The sequence below is a fragment of the Pseudomonas sp. BP8 genome (assembly GCF_017875955.1).
Classification (GTDB): Bacteria; Pseudomonadota; Gammaproteobacteria; order Pseudomonadales; family Pseudomonadaceae; genus Aquipseudomonas.
Genome location: NZ_JAGINK010000001.1, coordinates 1,413,913 through 1,430,985, shown reverse-complemented (window position 1 = coordinate 1,430,985; position 17,073 = coordinate 1,413,913). Strand labels below are relative to the sequence as shown.

The following is a 17,073-nucleotide window of genomic DNA, read 5'->3' as shown; positions in this document are numbered from 1 at the left end:
CCGCTCAGCGCACGCCCGAGACCATCACGGCCAGACCCAGCCCGATCAACGCGACGCCAATCAGACGATCGACCATCAGTTGCCGCTCGATCATCGCCTGGCGCAGCGCAACGCTGGAGAAAAATACCGCGACCAGACTGAACCAGAGCCAATGGGCGAACGACATGAACGCGCCGTAGGCGAAGTCCAGTGCCAGCGGGCTATGCGCCTCGACTACCTGGGTATAGGCGCTGATCACGAAGAGCATGGTCTTGGGGTTCAGTGCATTGGTCAGAAACCCTGTGCGCAGCGCTGCCAGCAGGCCGCTACGTGGTAATTCGCCGCCGTCGTCGAGGCGGATCGGCGTGATATTGGTCAGCGACTTGTAGCCCAGGTAGATCAGGTAACCGGCGCCGAGGACTTTCATCGCCAGAAACAACGACGGGCTCTGACTGATGATCACGGCAATGCCGAGCACGGTGTACAGCACATGCACCTGCACACCGAGGGCGATGCCGATCGCTGCTGCCAGACCGGCCTTGCGCCCCTGTGCATAACTGCTCCGGGTAACCATGGCGAAGTCCGCCCCAGGGCTGATCACGGCTAGCAGGGTGAACAGGGCGACGGCGATCAATTCATTCATGGAAGCTTCTCGATAGGCGATGAAAATGCACAGAGCGCTGATTATCGATGGCTTATCCACAGGGCAAAATCGATTTATAGTGTGATGAATACGCTAGTTTTTCTCACAAATTGGTTTTGCCTGTGGCGGCCTCTTCGCGGGGCAAGCCCGCTCCTACAGGGGGCGTGTCGATCATTGAATCTGGACATCCCCCAATCCTGTACCCGCGAAGAGGCCGGCGCATACAAGCGAGAACCCGATGAAACTGCCCCCGCTCAATGCCTTGCGCTACTTCGACATCGCCGCCGATACCGAGAGTTTCGTGCGCGCCGCCGAGCGCCTGCACGTCACCCACGGCGCCGTCAGCCGCCAGGTTCGCTTGCTCGAAGAGCACCTGGGGATCGAGCTGTTCGAACGGCGTAACCGGGCCATCTTTCTCACGGCGGCAGGCCGCGAACTGCATGGCACAACCCAAGCGCTGTTCGATCAGCTTGAAAGCACCCTACAGCGCCTGCAGCAGCAACAGCCAGACAAGGTGCTGGTGCTGTCCTGTGAGCCAACCATCGCCATGCGCTGGCTGATCCCACGCTTGCCGGGCTTCCACACTGCTCACCCGGACATCCAGCTGCATCTGGTGGCCGCTGGCGGGCCAGTGGACTTTGCCCGCGGCGGGATCGACCTGGCGCTACGCCGAGACGACTTCCAGTGGGGCCGGCACCTGCACAGCCGCAAGATCTGCGACGAATGGGTCGGGCCAGTCTGTCGCCTGGGCCTTGAGCGCGCGCTGGATGGCCAACGCCTGCTGCACAGCCGCACCCGCCTCGAGGCCTGGCCCAGCTGGCTGCGCTTGAGCGGTAGAGCCACCCCGCAAGCGACGCGCAGCGAGTACGAGCATTTCTACCTGTCGATCCAGGCCGCCAGCGCAGGTCTTGGCCTGGCCATCGCCTCAGCGCTGATGGTCCGCGACGAACTGGCCAGCGGCCAGTTACAGGCGCCTTTCGGCTTTCTTCGGGATGGCTCTGCCTATCACCTGCTCAGTCCATGGCCGCTGGATGACGGCAGCCCTTGCCAACGCTTCGCCGAATGGGTGAGCCGTGAAGGCCAGCAATGCCTGGCTCAGCTGGGCTTGATACAGAACGATGAACCGGCACTGCCGTCACCACCCCAGGTGCGATAACCCGCGGTGTCGAGGTGGATGCGTCCGGACGGGTAGCGCCCAAGGCCCATGTTCCAGGCCTGGCCATGCTGCTGCCAGAAATGGCACAGCGGATTGGGATCGGCCCAGGCGGGCAACAACAGGTCGACGGCAAAGGCGCGGGTATGAGCGCTATCCCGAGCGCCACCCGCACAAGCATTCAGGCGCGGCTCGCGATAGGCCGACACCACTTCGAACTGACGCAGGATTCCTTGTTCATCAAGGCGCTGGATCAGTGCCAGGGTCGAGCGCACGCTGGGCCACTGGCTGGCCGGTGGTACGGCAAAAGGTGCGGCGTGGCATAGCCGCCAGTCGGAGGCAGAGCGCAGCAGTTGATGGATCGGCACGACGCCATACAGGCGCGCATCCACCAGCATTTCGCGAAAGGGCCGGGTCTGATGATCACCGGCCCACTGGGCGAACATCCACAGGTCACGCTCATCGGCCTGCGCCCCGCCCGCAACAAGCAGGCCTACTGCCAATGCCACTTTCCTTGCGTGTTTCATCCCCTACCTCGCGATCAAATCAAAGCCCGTTTGTCAGCGCAGCACTGCAAGGCAGTAAAACAGGCAAACCCTGGCTAATACGCAGCAACACTCTATCCCCGCAGAATGAGCATCGTCGTGCGTAAATCTGAGCCATCATTGTCAAGTGCCAATGCCCCTGATACGTAAAGCACGTTGACTGCATCGTCCACGGTGGCATAATCAGTCCCACTACTCAGCCCCGTACGCGATGATTCAGTTCATCGGCTGTTGGGGTGAAGAAACCGGCCTAGCGCCGGTTTTTTCGTTTTCAAGGAATGAAAGCATTGCGTACTGCGTGTTTCATCGACGGATACAACGTGTTCTACGGCCTGGTCGCTGGCACGCGCTATAAATGGCTGGATCTGCCAGCTTTGTTAGCCCACATCCTGCACGTCGAGCAGCCCCAAAGCCAGGTCAGCTCAATCAGCTTCTTCACCTCAGGCGTAAAGCCGGCCCTCGCAAGCCGCGGTTCGGAGTCCAAGGAAGCCCAAGACAGCTATCTACGCGCATTGATCGCCCGCGATGTGGCTGTATTTCATGGCCGCCACCAGCTCGAACCTCGCTGCGCCCCCCGCTTTATCATCAAGCAGACCCCACCCTGCAGGCGAGATCAGGTCGCGATATGGAAGCTTGAAGAGAAGGAAACGGATGTCCACATTGCGATCAGTATGTATCGGCTCGCTGCCCGTCAGGCCAGTCTCCAGGCAGATGCACGCATTCAGCAGATTGTCTTGGTTTCTGCCGATACCGACATGACGCCTGCCCTGAAGGCACTGCGCGAAGACTTTCCAGAGTTGAGGCTAGGCGTAGTCCTGCCTCATCGGGAAGGCATGAAGCGAACCCCTCCGGGATCCCTCAAAAACTACGCGCACTGGATGCGTCATGTGGTGACGACCGAGGAACTTGCTACCCACCAGTTGCCTGACAGGGTGCCAACCCGCAAGCGGCCGGCAATTCAACCCGGCTATTGGTAGCAGCCTTCGATGAACGCGCATTCACGCAGCACTTATAGGCAGTGCTGCGACTGCGTGATTACTCCAAAGCCCGCAGGCGATACTGCGGCGGCAGTTGGGCAAAGCCGCTGATGGTGGTGTCCAGGCTCTTCCAGCGGCCGTCCTTGATGCCATAGATGCAACCATGGACCGACAGCTCCTGGCCGCGATGCCAGGCGTTCTGGACGATGCTGGTGTGGGCGACGTTGGCGACCTGCTGGATCACGTTCAGCTCGCACAGACGGTCGACCCGCGCTTCTTCGCTGTCGAGCTTGGCCAGTTCGCCACGCTTCTCGTAATAGAGGTCGCGAATCGAACGCAGCCAGCCGTCGATCAGGCCGAGCTGGCGGTCCTGCATGGCCGCGCGCACGCCGCCACAGCCATAGTGGCCGGTGACGAGGATGTGTTTGACCTTGAGCACTTCGACCGCGTACTGGATCACCGACAGGCAGTTGAGGTCGGTGTGCAGCACCACGTTGGCGACATTGCGATGGACGAACAGGTCGCCCGGCAACATGCCGACGATCTCGTTGGCCGGCACGCGGGCATCGGAGCAGCCGATCCAGAGAAACTCCGGCGTTTGCTGGCGGGCCAGCTTGGCGAAGAAATCAGGGTCGCGCTGGGTGATGGCATCGGCCCAGCGCTCGTTGTTGTCGATCAGTTCCTGCAGGTCATGCATGGTCTTGCCTCATCAGGTTATGCCTGTGTGACTGGACCTGCCCCGCCGGGGTCACTCCTCGAACAGAGTACAGGCCATCACCAGGGCGTCTTCGCGCCCACCGGCCATGGGGTAATAGTCGCGGCGCCGGCCGACTTCGTTGAATCCGTAGCGTTCGTACAAGCGGTAGGCCGACTGGTTGCTGGCACGGACCTCCAGAAAACACTCGCGCCCGTTGAGCTGGTAGGCGCGCGCCATGAGTTGCTCGAGCAGGCGCAGGCCGAGGCCACGGCCCTGGTTCTCTGGCTTGACGGTGATATTGAGCAGGTGCGCCTCGTCGATGATCACGTTGATCACGCCATGGCCGACCTGCTGGTGGCCGTCGAACATCAACCAGACTTCATAGGACTTGAGCGCATCCTGGAAGATCCCGCGGGTCCACGGATGACTGAACGCGGCATATTCGATCTTAAGCACGGCATCCAGATCCGCCTCGTTCATCGGGCGGAAACTGATCGAATCACTCATTCATCGCTCTTCCAGCGCGCCATCAGCCGGCGCATCGCTTGCCAGACGTCCGCTTTGCGCTGCGGCTCGTCCATCAACAGTTCAAGGCCAGGCAAGGCCCAGGCGTCGCCCAGGCCCTCGACCTTCAGTTCTTGGTAATAGGCGTCTGCCTGGGCCTCACCGGCGAAGCGCAGGGCGGGCAGGCCGATCAGCCACAGGCAGGTACAGGGGCTTTCTTCAAGGCGTGCCTGGATAAAGCCCTGAACGAAATCGCGTGCGGCTTCGGGGCCCTGGTCCATGTTGCCGCGCACCAGCAACGGCCAGCGCACGGGCTCTCCGATGATCTGCGGGGCATCCGGCAGGCCGGCGGCGCGCAGCATGTCCTTGAGCAGCAGGTAGGATGGGTCGCGGCTCTGGAACGGCTGGCCGGTGGCCAGTTCGACCAGCAACAGGCAACTGCCTGCGCGCAGCAACTGCAGGGCGAAGCGTGGCGGCGCTACCGGCGCGGGGCGGGCGACGGGCGCCGCCGCTTCAGCCTCGACCGGCTTGCTGGCTGGCTTGGCGAGGCTGGCAGGACGCGGGATTTCGATCTTCGGCCGCTCGACCGAGCGCGCCTGAGGCGTCACGGCTGCAGACGCGGGTGCAACAGGACGGACCTCGAACTCGGGCTCATCGACCGGTGCCAGCGGCAGCAGCAGCTCAGGGCGCGACGGCGCGGCGAACGGCAGTTCGGCGCGCGGCAACCAATGCACCACTTGCATGGCACTCAGGTAGGCGCGGCGGCGGGACTCGATCAGCACAGCACGGTCATCCGGGAAAAATTCAGTCGGCCATTCTACCGCCCTTGGCCCGCTTGCGCCGCTACTGGCTGGCGGAAATTTGTCGCCTGCAGCGGCCTCTTCGCGGAGCAAGCCCGCTCCTGCAGGATATGTGGCGCATTTACGGGCTCGCAAAACCTTGACTCATACGCATTACGGACCAAGGGGTGAAATCCTCCCCCCCGGATGCAGTACAATCGCCAACTTTTAACTTGGCAACGAGTTGACCCGCCGATGATCGAACCCAAGCGCGTCCTGCGCGCCCTCGCCGAACACTGGGCATTGATTGAGCCGCTGTGCGAGCGCTTCGACCAGGGCACCCTGAGCCTGATCGAACTGCGCCAGCAACTGGGCCGCCAACAGGTGGAAAGCACCCCGCAGGACATCACCCAGCTGCTTGATGTGTGGATTCGCCTGGATATCCTGGTGCCGGTCGCCAAGAGCCCGAACCGCTTCGAGCTCAACGCCCAGATCCACGATTTCCTGGCCTACCTGCGCCGCGAGCACCGACTGGGCTTGTGCCTGGAGATCGAGGCCTACCTGCGCCACCTGGAGCGTTTGGCCGGGCATATCCAGGACGCCTTCGACAACCGCGACAGCGACGACCTGGCACGCCAACTGCGCTTGCTCGACATGCGCGTACGCGACGTGCTGAAGAAGCTCGACAACGACGAACAGGCACTGGTTGCGGTGGCCGAACGGGCCAAGACCAGCAACCGCCAGATCCCGCTGCGCCAGCGCTATGCCGAGGTTCTGGCGACCTGGGACGAGTACGTCGAGCCGATGATCCAGCTGGTCAACGCCGATGGCGCCTTCGAGCAGGGCGTACGCAAGGTCGAGACGGTGCTGCTGCGCCTGCTCGGCGAGCAGGCCCGGCTCGGCCACCTGGTCGACGACGACATGCTGCTGCGTACCCACGCGCGCATCCTCGAGATGCAGACCAGCGCCCAGTTGACCTTGCGTCATGCCCGCGAACTGCTGTTGCCGCTGCGCGAAGAAGCGCGCCGGCACAATGCTGTGACCCGTGGCGCCGCGCTGGCCCTGTCGGTGATCCGGCGCAAGGGCATCGACGCCGTGCCGCACGCGGCCATGCCGCTGTTCACCCGGCCGCAGAGCACCTTCCTCGGCAGCGCCAGCCAGGTCGAGGCCTATGTCTACGCGCTGGCCCGCTTCGAGCCGAAGCCGGCGCGCTTCCCCAAGGCGCACAGGACCGACAAGGGCCCGACCCCGGCCGCGCCGCGCACGGTCAAGGAAATGCTGCAGCGCTGCCAGGCCGCCCTGCCCCTGCCCGACCTCATGGTCTGGCTGCTCGAGCAGGAGCCCGAAGGCGCCACCGACGAACTGCTGTACTGGTTCTCACGCCTGTCACGGGAAAAGCGCTTTGCCCGCGAACGCCTCGAGCGCCGCGACTACTGCACGCTCGAACACCGGGTAAGCCTGCGCTCCTTCGCCCTGACCGCCCCATCGCCAGACACCACCGCGAGCCCAGCCAATGCATCTTGATCTTTCCGAACTGTCCCAGCTGGCACCGATCTTCCGCGAGCTGTTCAAGGGCTTCCACGTCAGCCGCCGCGACCCGGAGCTGTACGCCCAACTGTCGAACTTCCAGGATCAGTACCGCACCCTGTTCAAGGCGCTCGGCTTCGAACTGGTGTGTGATACCCGCGGCTTCTACTACTTCGTCCCGGAGTTGGCCGCCGCGCAGGTCAACAAGACCGCCCAGCGCCTCTCGCTGTTCACCTTCATCCTGGTCGAGCACCTGGCCGACCAGGGCCGCGACCCGATTGCCGTGCTCGATGGCGGCAGTATCGGCCGCGACGAACTGCCGTCGTTGCTGGACAAGTACCGTGACCTGTTCATTCAGGCCGAGGTGCAGACCGTCGAAGAGCTGGAAGAAAAGATCCTGCGGCGCATGACCCAGCTGGGCTTCGCCCATGAAGAAGGCGGCATCTACCGCTTCCTGCCACCGATGCACCGCTTCCTCGATGTGTGCCTGTCGGTGCAGCAGGACCGCGACCTGGCCGCCACCCTGCACAGCGACCTGCCGCTGCCCACGCCGGTATTGCTCGAAGACGACAGCGCCGAACAACTCGACAACACCGCCGACCCGCTCGACCTGACCCCGTTCGACGGCGACGAGAGCGAAGAAGACGCCTTGGCCCGGGCCATCCGCGAAGAGCAACAGGAGATTGACGCATGAGCCAGGAACGCTACGGCATTCGCCGCTTCGCATTGCTCAACACCGCCGGCTACAGCCTCGGCCTGTTCCCCCTGGAGCACCCGCTGTCGGTCTACGGCGCGAACAACCTGGGCAAGTCGGCCTCGATCAACGCGCTGCAGTTCCCGATCCTGGCGCGCATGTCCGACATGAGCTTCGGCAAGTACAGCCTGGAGCAGTCGCGCCGGTTCTATTTCGCCAGCGACACCAGTTACATCCTCTGCGAGCTGAACCTGCCCCACGGTCCGCACGTGATCGGCGTGGTCGGGCGCGGCCCGGGCGGTGGTTTCGGTCACCAGTTCTTCGCCTACAAGGGCGAGCTGGACCTCGCCCACTACCAGAAGGACGACACCTGCCTGCGGCAAAAAGAGCTGTTCACCAACCTCGAGCGCAACGGCCTCAAGGCCTATGAGCTGAAGCCTGATGAACTGCGCCGGCTGCTGGTCGGTGGCCACACCTCGGTGCCGCTGGACCTGACCCTGATCCCGCTGCGCTCGACCAGCGAACAGAGCCTGAAGACCTTCCGCGCGCTGTTCATCAACCTGCTGCACATGCGCGAAATCACTGCCGCCAAACTCAAGCAACTGTTCCTCGACGCCTTCGAGCACAGCCTGCGTTCGGGCAGCGTCGACTACATTGCTGCCTGCGAAGAAGCCTTCCGCGACGTGCGCCGCATGGAGCAGGACTACAACGCGCTGGTTTCCGCCGGCCCACTGGTCGAGGCCCTCGCAGGCGGCGTTGCCCAGCGCAACATCCTGCGCGGCAAGCTGCACCGTATTTCGCCGCTGCTGGACAACCTGCTCGGCACCTGGCAGGACTACGCCATGGCGCGCAAGGAAGAGTTGGTAATCCAGGCCGAGCACTACCGTGGCGAGCAAGACCGGCTGCAGAACGACCAGCGTGGCGGCACCCAGGAACTGATGCGCCTGGAGCGCGAGATCACCGGCATCCAGCGCTGGCTTGGCGAGCTGTCGGTGCTCAAGCACCGCTTCGCCCTGGTTGATGACGTCAAAGTGCTGGAGCAGCAGTTGCTTGCCGCCAAGGACGCCCACGACGAGCTGGCCGGCGCCCTGGCCCAGTCGCGGCAGTTCTCCGCCGAAGACCTCGACGAGCGCGTGCGCGACCTGGAAAAACGCGTCAAAGCGGTCAAGCAGCAGCTCGACCACGCCGATAACAACAGCTACGCCCGACTGCGCGAGGAGTTCTCCCAAGGTGATGTCGACCGCCTGATGCGCCTGTTCAATGGCGCGCTGTTCAGCTTGCCGCTGGGCGAGCGTGGCATCGAGCTGGACGACAGCGATCTGTGGGTAAAGTCTCTCGAAGCGGTGCTGGACAGCTTCAAGGGCGAGCGCTTCGAGGTGCCGGGCCTGTCCATCGACCTCTCGCACATCGACCCGCCGGCGCTGCAAGCACTGGCCGACCGCGCTGCGCTACGCGACCAGAAAGACCGCCTGGAAAAAGAGCTCAAGCAACTGCGCACCCAGCAGGCCGTGGCCGCTGACCGCAGCGCCAGCAAGGCGCAAACCGAAACCCTGTACCAACAGGTGCTGGATGCGCAAAAAGCCCTGGAAGACTTCCGTCGCGCGGAAACCCTGGCCGCCGAAGAGCCGGAAAAGCTCGAACAGCTGTCCCAGCTCGAAGCGGCACAGGATGAACTGAAGCGCTCCAGTGACGCCTTCACCGAGCGCGTCCAGCAACTCTCGGCCAAGCTGCAACTGGTCGGCCGGCAGATCGCCGACCTCGAAGCCAAGCAGCGCACCCTCGAAGACGCCTTGCGCCGGCGCCAGTTGCTGCCCGCCGACCTGCCGTACGGCACACCGTTCATGGAGCCGGTCGACGACTCGATGGACAACCTGCTGCCATTGCTCAACGACTATCAGGACAGCTGGCAGGGCCTGCAGCGGGTCGACAACCAGATCGAGGCGCTGTACGCCCAGGTGCGCCTCAAGGGCGTGGCCAAGTTCGACAGCGAAGACGATATCGAGCGCCGCCTGCAACTGCTGATCAACGCCTATTCGCACCGCACCGAAGAAGCCCTGACCCTGGCCAAGGCGCGCCGTGCGGCGGTCACCGACATCGCCCGGACCTTGCGCAACATCCGCAGCGACTACGACAGCCTCGAGCACCAGCTGGCCCTGTTCAACCGCGAGATCAACAAGCGCCAGGTATCCAACCTGGAGAGCTTCCGCGTGGTCCTGGCGCCGAACAAGGAGGCGCTCAAGCACATCGACCAGATCATCCACAGCGCTGGCCAGTACGAGGAAGGCGAGACGCTGTCGGTGTTCGACCTGACCCAGAGCAGCGACCAGGATCACAAGAACGAAGAGGCCAAGGAGTACCTGGCGCGACTGGTAGCCGCCAACCACAACCAGCTGGGCCTGAAGGACCTGTTCGAACTGGCCTTCGAGATCACCAAGATCAACAGCCAGCCGGTGATCCACGCCGACATCGACGGCGCCGCCTCCAACGGCACGACGATGACCATCAAGGCGCTGACCAACATGTACCTGTTGCTGCACCTGATGGACCGCGACCTGGCCGGGCGCATTCGCCTGCCGTACTACCTCGACGAGGCGGCGGACATCGACGAACGCAACCAGGCCGCGCTGCTCGAGACCAGCCAGCAGCTGGGCTTCGTGCCGATTCTGGCGAGCGTGAAGCCGCAAGTATCGGCGCACGTGGCGATCGACCTGGAAGGTGGTAGCGGGCCGAATGGCATCTATATCGATGAGTCGGACTGGAAGTACATCAGCCGGATCGACGAGGTGAAGGCGGTTGTGCGTGAGGATCAGGCCGAAGAATTGGCCTGATAGCGGTGTATGGGGCCGCTGTGCGGCCCTTTCGCGACACTAGGCCGCTCCCACAAGATCAGCGCATGGCCGAGCCCTGCACTACCCCTGTAGGAGCGGCCTTGCGTCGCGAAAGGAGGCCGAAGGCCTCCCCGGGATCAACGCGGTATTACTGCGCCCACGGCACGATCGGAATCGCCGTCACCGCATTCTGCGGGCTGCCTTCGATCAGCCGGTCGCTGTACACCAGGTAGACCAGGGTATTGCGCTTCTTGTCGAGGAAGCGCACCACCTGCATGGTCTTGAACACCAGCGAGGTGCGCTCCTTGAACACCTCCTCGCCATCCTTGAGCTCACCCTTGAAGTTGATCGGCCCCACCTGACGGCAGGCAATCGATGCTTCGGCACGGTCCTCGGCCAGGCCCAGACCACCTTTCACGCCGCCGGTCTTGGCCCGCGACAGATAGCAGGTCACACCCTCGACCTTAGGGTCGTCAAAGGCCTCGACAACGATCCGGTCGTTCGGCCCGACAAACTTGAACACGGTGGACACCTGGCCAACTTCCTCGGCCCCGGCAAGCATCGGCAGCGTCAACGCGGCCACGGCAAACAGCTTTTTCAGCACGTTCATTCCCTCAGACCAGAACCAGGTTGTCACGGTGCACCAGCTCAGGCTCGGCGCTATAACCGAGCAGGCTTTCGATGGCGTCGGATGGCTGACCAATGATCTTCTGCGCCTCCAGGGCGCTGTAGTTGGCCAGGCCGCGGGCAACTTCGAGGCCATCCGGGCCGACGCAAACGACCATCTCGCCACGGCGGAAACTGCCCTGCACGGTCTTCACGCCGACCGGCAACAGGCTCTTGTTGGCGGCGCGCAGGGCCTGCACGGCACCGGCGTCGAGCACCAGCGTGCCGCGCGTCTGCAAGTGCCCGGCCAGCCACTGCTTGCGTGCCGCGAGCATGCCCCGCTCGGGCGAGAGCAAGGTACCCAGGCGTTCGCCGGCCTTGAGCCGATCCAGCACGCGCTCGATGCGCCCGCCGACAATAATCGTGTGCGCCCCGGAACGGGCCGCCAGACGCGCTGCGCGCAGCTTGGTCTGCATGCCGCCACGGCCCAGTGCACCGCCGGTGCTGCCGGCCACAGCATCGAGGGCCGGGTCATCGGCACGGGCCTCGAAGATCAGTTGCGCATCAGGGTTGTTACGCGGGTCGGCGTCGAACATGCCATCGCGGTCGGTGAGGATCACCAGCAGGTCAGCCTCGACCAGGTTGGCCACCAGCGCCGCCAGGGTGTCGTTGTCACCGAAACGGATCTCGTCGGTGACCACGGTATCGTTCTCGTTGATCACCGGCACCACACCCAGGTCGACCAGGGTGCGCAGGGTGCTGCGGGCATTGAGGTAACGCTTGCGGTCGGACAGGTCGTCGTGGGTCAGGAGGATCTGCGCAGTGTGCTTGCCATGCTCGCCGAAGCTCGACTCCCAGGCCTGCACCAGGCGCATCTGGCCGAGTGAGGCGGCCGCCTGCAGCTCGTTCATGGCACTCGGTCGCTTGGTCCAGCCAAGCTGGCTCATGCCCGCAGCGACAGCCCCGGAGGAGACCAGTACCAGCTCCACCCCTGCTTCGCGCAAGGCCACCATCTGCTCAACCCAAACACCCATGGCACCGCGGTCAAGGCCCTTGCCATCCGCGGTCAGCAGGGCGCTGCCGATCTTCACGACCCAGCGCTTCGCGCCCGTCACCTTGCTTCGCATCTTCATCCAACCCATGTCGATTCGTAGATACCAAAACGCCGCTCCTGAGAGCGGCGTTTAGTGTACTGCAACCGGTCAGTCGCGCACGTAAATGATTTCCGGGCCGTCTTCGTCGTCCTCGAAATCATCATCCCACGGATCATCGTCACCGATGTCGTGCACGCTCTTGACGCCAGTACGGCGCAAGGTGCGGGCATCGTCCAGGGCCTGCAGCTGGGCACGCGCCTCGTCTTCGATACGCTGATCGAGGTCGGCCAGCTCGGCGGCGAAGGCCGGGTCGGCAGCCAGGCGATCGGCGCGGTCTTCGAGGTAGCGCATGATGTCGCGGCTGAGAGCTTCGGTGCCCTGCTTGGAGATGGCCGAGATCACATAGACCGGACCTTTCCACTGCAGGCGCTCGACCACTTCCTTGACGCGCTCGTCACGCTCGTCGTCCATGAGCATGTCGCTCTTGTTCAACACCAGCCAACGCTCGCGCTCAGCCAGCGACGGGCTGAAGCGGGTCAGCTCGTTGACGATGACTTCGGCAGCATCGGCCGAGCTGCTCTCATCGAGCGGCGCCAGGTCGACCAGGTGCAGCAGGATGCGCGTACGGGCCAAGTGCTTGAGGAAGCGAATCCCCAGGCCGGCGCCTTCCGAAGCACCTTCGATCAGGCCAGGAATGTCGGCGATGACGAAGCTCTTCCAGCGGTCGACGCTGACCACGCCCAGGTTCGGCACCAGGGTGGTGAACGGGTAGTCGGCAACTTTCGGCTTGGCGGCCGAGACCGAACGGATGAAGGTACTCTTGCCAGCGTTGGGCAGACCGAGCAGGCCGACATCAGCGAGAACTTTCATTTCCAGCTTCAGGTCACGCTGATCACCCGGCTTGCCTGGGGTGGTCTGGCGTGGCGCACGGTTGGTGCTGGACTTGAAGCGGGTGTTGCCCAGGCCGTGCCAGCCGCCTTGGGCGACCATCAGCTTCTGGCCCGGGGTGATCAGGTCACCGATGATTTCCTGGGTGGTCGCATCGATCACCGTAGTGCCGACCGGCACGCGCAGGACCAGGTCTTCACCTTTCTTGCCGGTGCAGTCGGTGCTGCCGCCATTAGCGCCGCGCTGGGCGTCGAAGTGACGGGTGTAGCGATAGTCGACCAGGGTATTGAGGTTGTCGTCGGCCACCATGAACACCGAGCCACCGTCACCACCATCACCACCGTTGGGGCCACCGTTCTCGATGAATTTCTCGCGGCGGAAGCTCATGCAACCGTTACCGCCGTCACCGGCTTTGACCCGGATCGATACTTCGTCAACAAACTTCATAAAAACCGCCTCTCGTCACATGACGAGCTGAATTGACTCAAAAACATGAGGCTCTTGCAAAAATGAGCGCGGCGACCCCGATACGCAGAGACCAACGCCGGCAGCCCAGGCAAACAGCTTTGCAAGAGGCTCACCACAAACGAAAAAGCCCCGTCGCATGACGGGGCTTTTCCAGCGACAGCGCGATTAGCCCGCGACGACGCTCACGTAACGGCGGTTGAACTCGCCTTTCTTCTCGAACTTGATCACGCCTTCGATCTTGGCGAACAGGGTGTGATCCTTGCCCATGCCAACGCCGTAACCGGCGTGGAACTGGGTGCCGCGCTGACGCACGATGATGTTGCCGGCCTTGATGACCTGGCCGCCATACATCTTCACGCCAAGGCGTTTCGATTCTGAGTCGCGACCGTTACGAGTACTACCACCAGCCTTCTTGTGAGCCATGGTTCAATTCTCCAAATAAATTACGGGGATCTAGGAAATTAAGCCTGGATGCCGGTGATTTTGATCTCGGTGAACCACTGGCGGTGGCCCATACGCTTCATGTGGTGCTTACGACGACGGAACTTGATGATGCGAACCTTGTCGTGGCGGCCTTGCGAGATGACTTCAGCGACAACAGTGGCACCAGCAACAACTGGAGCACCGATGGTGACGTCGTCGCCGTTGGCGACCAGCAGGACGCGATCGAAAGTCACGGATTCGCCAGTGGCGATTTCCAGTTTCTCGATCTTGAGGTATTCACCTTCAGCGACTTTGTACTGCTTGCCGCCGGTAACGATTACTGCGTAAGACATGGTATTTCTCCGATAATCCTGCTCACCCAGCTCTTTATATGATGAGTATTGGCTGGCATGGCTGCACAGGGCTGGAACGGCCCGGCGCAATTGCGTAAGGCAGGTGCTGCCCAGGAAAGTTAGGGTGCGCGATTGTACGCAACCCAGGATGGCCTTGCAAGTACTGCCCCCGACCTACAGGCACCGTGCCTTGACACACCGGGACCCGCGACCTAGCATGCCGCGCAACCCCAATGGAGCAGCCGATGCAACCCCAAACCTTCTACCGCGCGGTAGCTGATGATTTCAGCGCCGTCGACGAGATCATCAAGAAGCAGCTGACCTCGCGCGTGCCGCTGGTATCGAAGATCGGCGACTATATCACTTCGGCCGGCGGCAAGCGCCTGCGCCCGCTGCTGGTGCTGCTCTGCGGCAAGGCGCTGGGGCGCGAAGGCGACGACCTGCGCCTGCTGGCCGCGACCATCGAGTTCCTGCACACCGCCACCCTGCTGCACGACGACGTGGTCGACATGTCCGGCATGCGCCGTGGCCGCTCCACGGCCAACGCGCTGTGGGGTAATGCACCGAGCGTGCTGGTCGGCGACTTCCTCTATTCGCGCTCGTTTGAAATGATGGTCGAGCTGGGCTCGATGTCGGTCATGCAGATCCTCTCCAAGGCCACCCGGGTCATCGCCGAGGGTGAAGTGCTGCAGTTGTCGCGAGTGCGCGACGCCAGCACCACTGAAGAGGTCTACATGGAAGTCATCCGCGGCAAGACCGCGATGCTGTTCGAAGCCTCGACCCACAGCGCCGCTGCCCTGGCTGGAGCCAGCGACGCCCAGCGCGAAGCCCTGCGCACCTTTGGCGACCACCTCGGGGTGGCGTTCCAGCTGGTCGACGATCTGCTCGACTACAAGGGTGATTCGCAGACCCTGGGCAAGAACGTGGGTGACGATCTGGCCGAGGGCAAACCGACCCTGCCCCTGATCTACACCATGCGCGAAGGCACCCCGGAGCAGGCCGCACTGGTGCGCAAGGCGATCCAGAAAGGCGGCCTCGAGGACCTCGAGCAGATCCGCACTGCGGTGGAAGCATCCGGCGCGCTCGACTACACCGCGCAGATGGCCCGCGACTATGTCGCTCGCGCCATTGCCTGCCTCGAGGTGCTGCCAGCCAGCGAGTACCGTGATGCGCTGGTCGAGTTGAGCGAATTCGCGGTCGCTCGTACGCACTGATTACACGCAACCTCTATCGCGGGGCCAGCCCGCTCCCACGCAGCCTTCAAGGGGTCGTGGGAGCGGACTTGCCCCGCGATTGCGTTGACACGCGCACTACACACCTGCCAGACAAAACCTTATACAATATGGGCCTTTACCGTCCGTCTGTTTAAGGAACCCCCGTGAGCACTTTGCCACCCTGCCCCCAATGCAACTCCGAATACACCTACGAGGATGGCGCGCAGCTGATCTGCCCCGAGTGCGCCCATGAGTGGTCGGCCAATGGCGAAGCCGAAGCCGCCAGCGATGACGTGGTGAAAAAGGACTCGGTCGGCAACGTCCTGCAGGATGGCGACACCGTTACCGTGATCAAGGACCTCAAGGTCAAGGGCTCGTCACTGGTGGTCAAGGTCGGCACCAAGGTCAAGAACATCCGCCTGTGCGATGGCGACCATGATATCGATTGCAAGATCGACGGCATCGGCGCAATGAAGCTCAAGTCCGAGTTCGTGCGCAAGGTCTGACCCGCGTTCACGGAGCTGCCCTCAGGGTGGCTCCGACAGATCCTGCAACAGGATTGCCTGGCCGTTCACGAAAAAACGCCACAAAACGCCAATAGTCACTTGCTATTTTGATAATAAGAATTATTCTCATTGGAAATTGTTATCCAAGGAGAATAGCCATGACTTATCTGATCGACGCCTGGCTGGACCGTCCCCACCCCTACCTGAGAATTCTCCATCGCGAGACGGGCGAAGTCTGCGCCGTGCTTGAACAAGAGGCGCTGGATGAACTGCGTGACCAGGGCGACCTGGACCTGAACGGGCTGAATTCGAGTGAACCGGTGGTGCTCAAGGAGCTGGTGCGCAATCTGTTTCTGTTCTGCTATGCGCGGGCGTTGCGCCCTGGGGCTGGGGGGACAGACTGGAATTGAGCCTGGCGGTGAATCAACAGCGTCCTCTTCGCGGGTCAAGCCCGCTCCTAGAGGGATAGCGCTGCTCTGACGTTCAGCGCCGGACCTGTAGGAGCGGGCTTGCCCCGCGAAGAGGCCAGACCAGGCTCCAGAGGACGCAGAGCAAGGTCTACGCCCAGCCGGTCTTACAGTACGTCGAGCAGCTCGACGTCGAACACCAGCACGCTGTGCGGCGGAATGCTACCAACGCCTTGGGCGCCGTAGGCCAGCTCGCTCGGCACGTACAGGCGCCATTTGCTACCGGCATTCATCAGCTGCAGGGCTTCGGTCCAGCCAGCGATCACGCCACCAACCGGGAATTCAGCCGGCTGGCCACGCTCGTAGGAGCTGTCGAACACAGTGCCGTCGATCAGGGTGCCGTGGTAGTGGGTACGCACGTTGTCTTCAGCGGTCGGCTTGGCGCCGTCACCCGCGGTCAGCACTTCGAACTGCAGGCCCGAAGCCAGGGTAGTGATGCCTTCACGCTTGGCGTTTTCAGCCAGGAATTCCAGGCCAACAGCAGCAGCGACTTCAGCCTTGGCAGCTGCTTCGGCCTGCATGATGTCGCGGATGGTCTTGAACGCGGCCGACAGGTCAGCCTCGCTGACGCGGCTCTCGGCACCGTTGAAGGCGTCGGTCAGGCCAAGCAGGATGGCGTCCAGGCTCACGCCCGGTGGCGGGTTGTCGCGCAGCTGGCCGCCCAGCTGACGGCCGATGCCGTAGCTGACGCGCGTTTCGTCGGTGGACAGATTGAGTTCGGACATTGG

The 17,073-nt window shown here is 63.0% G+C and carries 19 protein-coding genes; 8 read left to right on the top strand and 11 right to left on the bottom strand.

The window, feature by feature from the left end; all coding sequences use genetic code 11:
• Window positions 1-4 precede the first annotated feature (4 nt).
• Window positions 5-622: a LysE family translocator gene (locus J3B00_RS06220; protein WP_209865572.1), complete on the bottom strand. Its 618-nt coding sequence runs from the start codon at window positions 620-622 to the stop codon at window positions 5-7.
• 238 nt (window positions 623-860) lie between these two features.
• On the opposite strand from J3B00_RS06220, the gene J3B00_RS06215 reads away from it, so the two are divergent.
• Window positions 861-1,778 (top strand): LysR substrate-binding domain-containing protein, encoded by a 918-nt coding sequence (locus J3B00_RS06215; RefSeq protein WP_209865568.1) that lies wholly within the window; start codon window positions 861-863, stop codon window positions 1,776-1,778.
• On the opposite strand, the gene J3B00_RS06210 is transcribed toward J3B00_RS06215, so the two are convergent.
• A complete protein-coding gene (locus tag J3B00_RS06210) occupies window positions 1,718-2,302 on the bottom strand; it encodes a D-Ala-D-Ala carboxypeptidase family metallohydrolase (protein ID WP_209865564.1) in 585 nt (194 codons plus the stop codon). The genes J3B00_RS06215 and J3B00_RS06210 overlap by 61 nt on opposite strands.
• 305 nt (window positions 2,303-2,607) lie before the next feature.
• Here J3B00_RS06210 and J3B00_RS06205 point away from each other — a divergent pair, with 305 nt between their 5' ends.
• Entirely contained in the window at window positions 2,608-3,297 is a 690-nt protein-coding gene (locus tag J3B00_RS06205) for an NYN domain-containing protein (RefSeq protein WP_209874627.1), read from the top strand.
• 58 nt (window positions 3,298-3,355) lie between these two features.
• Here J3B00_RS06205 and can read toward each other — a convergent pair whose 3' ends face one another.
• The 3 genes from can to J3B00_RS06190 are packed head-to-tail and all read right to left on the bottom strand — an operon-like array spanning window position 3,356 to window position 5,280.
• Complete coding sequence (gene can / locus J3B00_RS06200; RefSeq protein ID WP_209865560.1) at window positions 3,356-3,994, bottom strand: carbonate dehydratase; 639 nt, start codon at window positions 3,992-3,994, stop codon at window positions 3,356-3,358.
• 51 nt (window positions 3,995-4,045) lie between these two features.
• Complete coding sequence (gene rimI, locus J3B00_RS06195) at window positions 4,046-4,501, bottom strand: ribosomal protein S18-alanine N-acetyltransferase (protein WP_209865554.1); 456 nt, start codon at window positions 4,499-4,501, stop codon at window positions 4,046-4,048.
• Window positions 4,498-5,280 carry an energy transducer TonB gene (locus tag J3B00_RS06190; RefSeq protein WP_209874626.1) on the bottom strand — a complete coding sequence of 261 codons (783 nt, stop codon included), beginning with the start codon at window positions 5,278-5,280 and terminating at the stop codon, window positions 4,498-4,500. The genes rimI and J3B00_RS06190 overlap by 4 nt, the downstream gene beginning before the upstream one ends.
• A 252-nt stretch (window positions 5,281-5,532) precedes the next feature.
• On the opposite strand from J3B00_RS06190, the gene mksB reads away from it, so the two are divergent.
• From mksB to mksF, 3 genes are read left to right on the top strand one after another with little or no spacing between them, the layout of a single operon-like run.
• Entirely contained in the window at window positions 5,533-6,801 is a 1,269-nt protein-coding gene (gene mksB / locus J3B00_RS06185; protein ID WP_209865551.1) for an Mks condensin complex protein MksB, read from the top strand.
• Window positions 6,791-7,498: an Mks condensin complex protein MksE gene (mksE, locus tag J3B00_RS06180; protein ID WP_209865548.1), complete on the top strand. Its 708-nt coding sequence runs from the start codon at window positions 6,791-6,793 to the stop codon at window positions 7,496-7,498. The genes mksB and mksE overlap by 11 nt, the downstream gene beginning before the upstream one ends.
• Window positions 7,495-10,326 (top strand): Mks condensin complex protein MksF, encoded by a 2,832-nt coding sequence (mksF, locus tag J3B00_RS06175; protein ID WP_209865545.1) that lies wholly within the window; start codon window positions 7,495-7,497, stop codon window positions 10,324-10,326. Before mksE ends, mksF begins: the two co-directional genes overlap by 4 nt.
• 148 nt (window positions 10,327-10,474) lie before the next feature.
• Here mksF and J3B00_RS06170 read toward each other — a convergent pair whose 3' ends face one another.
• The 5 genes from J3B00_RS06170 to rplU all read right to left on the bottom strand — a co-directional run bounded on the left by J3B00_RS06170 (window position 10,475) and on the right by rplU (window position 14,158).
• Window positions 10,475-10,936, bottom strand: coding sequence for a CreA family protein (locus J3B00_RS06170; protein WP_209865542.1), 462 nt, complete (start codon window positions 10,934-10,936; stop codon window positions 10,475-10,477).
• Between the two features lie 4 nt (window positions 10,937-10,940).
• On the bottom strand, window positions 10,941-12,059 hold the full coding sequence (gene proB / locus J3B00_RS06165; protein ID WP_209874624.1) for a glutamate 5-kinase: 1,119 nt from the start codon (window positions 12,057-12,059) through the stop codon (window positions 10,941-10,943).
• A gap of 75 nt (window positions 12,060-12,134) precedes the next feature.
• Window positions 12,135-13,361: an Obg family GTPase CgtA gene (cgtA, locus tag J3B00_RS06160; protein ID WP_209865539.1), complete on the bottom strand. Its 1,227-nt coding sequence runs from the start codon at window positions 13,359-13,361 to the stop codon at window positions 12,135-12,137.
• A gap of 186 nt (window positions 13,362-13,547) precedes the next feature.
• Window positions 13,548-13,805, bottom strand: coding sequence for a 50S ribosomal protein L27 (rpmA, locus tag J3B00_RS06155; RefSeq protein ID WP_101316402.1), 258 nt, complete (start codon window positions 13,803-13,805; stop codon window positions 13,548-13,550).
• Between the two features lie 38 nt (window positions 13,806-13,843).
• Window positions 13,844-14,158: a 50S ribosomal protein L21 gene (gene rplU, locus J3B00_RS06150; protein WP_209865536.1), complete on the bottom strand. Its 315-nt coding sequence runs from the start codon at window positions 14,156-14,158 to the stop codon at window positions 13,844-13,846.
• Window positions 14,159-14,403: 245 nt separating this feature from the next.
• Here rplU and J3B00_RS06145 point away from each other — a divergent pair, with 245 nt between their 5' ends.
• The 3 genes from J3B00_RS06145 to J3B00_RS06135 all read left to right on the top strand — a co-directional run bounded on the left by J3B00_RS06145 (window position 14,404) and on the right by J3B00_RS06135 (window position 16,288).
• The gene (locus J3B00_RS06145; protein WP_209865533.1) at window positions 14,404-15,372 is read left to right on the top strand and encodes a polyprenyl synthetase family protein; all 969 of its coding nucleotides are present in this window, start codon (window positions 14,404-14,406) and stop codon (window positions 15,370-15,372) included.
• A gap of 164 nt (window positions 15,373-15,536) precedes the next feature.
• Window positions 15,537-15,878, top strand: a complete 342-nt coding sequence (locus tag J3B00_RS06140) for a zinc ribbon domain-containing protein YjdM (protein ID WP_209865530.1) — start codon at window positions 15,537-15,539, stop codon at window positions 15,876-15,878.
• 158 nt (window positions 15,879-16,036) lie between these two features.
• Window positions 16,037-16,288: a hypothetical protein gene (locus tag J3B00_RS06135; RefSeq protein WP_209865527.1), complete on the top strand. Its 252-nt coding sequence runs from the start codon at window positions 16,037-16,039 to the stop codon at window positions 16,286-16,288.
• A gap of 164 nt (window positions 16,289-16,452) precedes the next feature.
• On the opposite strand, the gene J3B00_RS06130 is transcribed toward J3B00_RS06135, so the two are convergent.
• A complete protein-coding gene (locus J3B00_RS06130; protein ID WP_209865523.1) occupies window positions 16,453-17,070 on the bottom strand; it encodes an FKBP-type peptidyl-prolyl cis-trans isomerase in 618 nt (205 codons plus the stop codon).
• Between the last annotated feature and the right edge of the window lie 3 nt (window positions 17,071-17,073).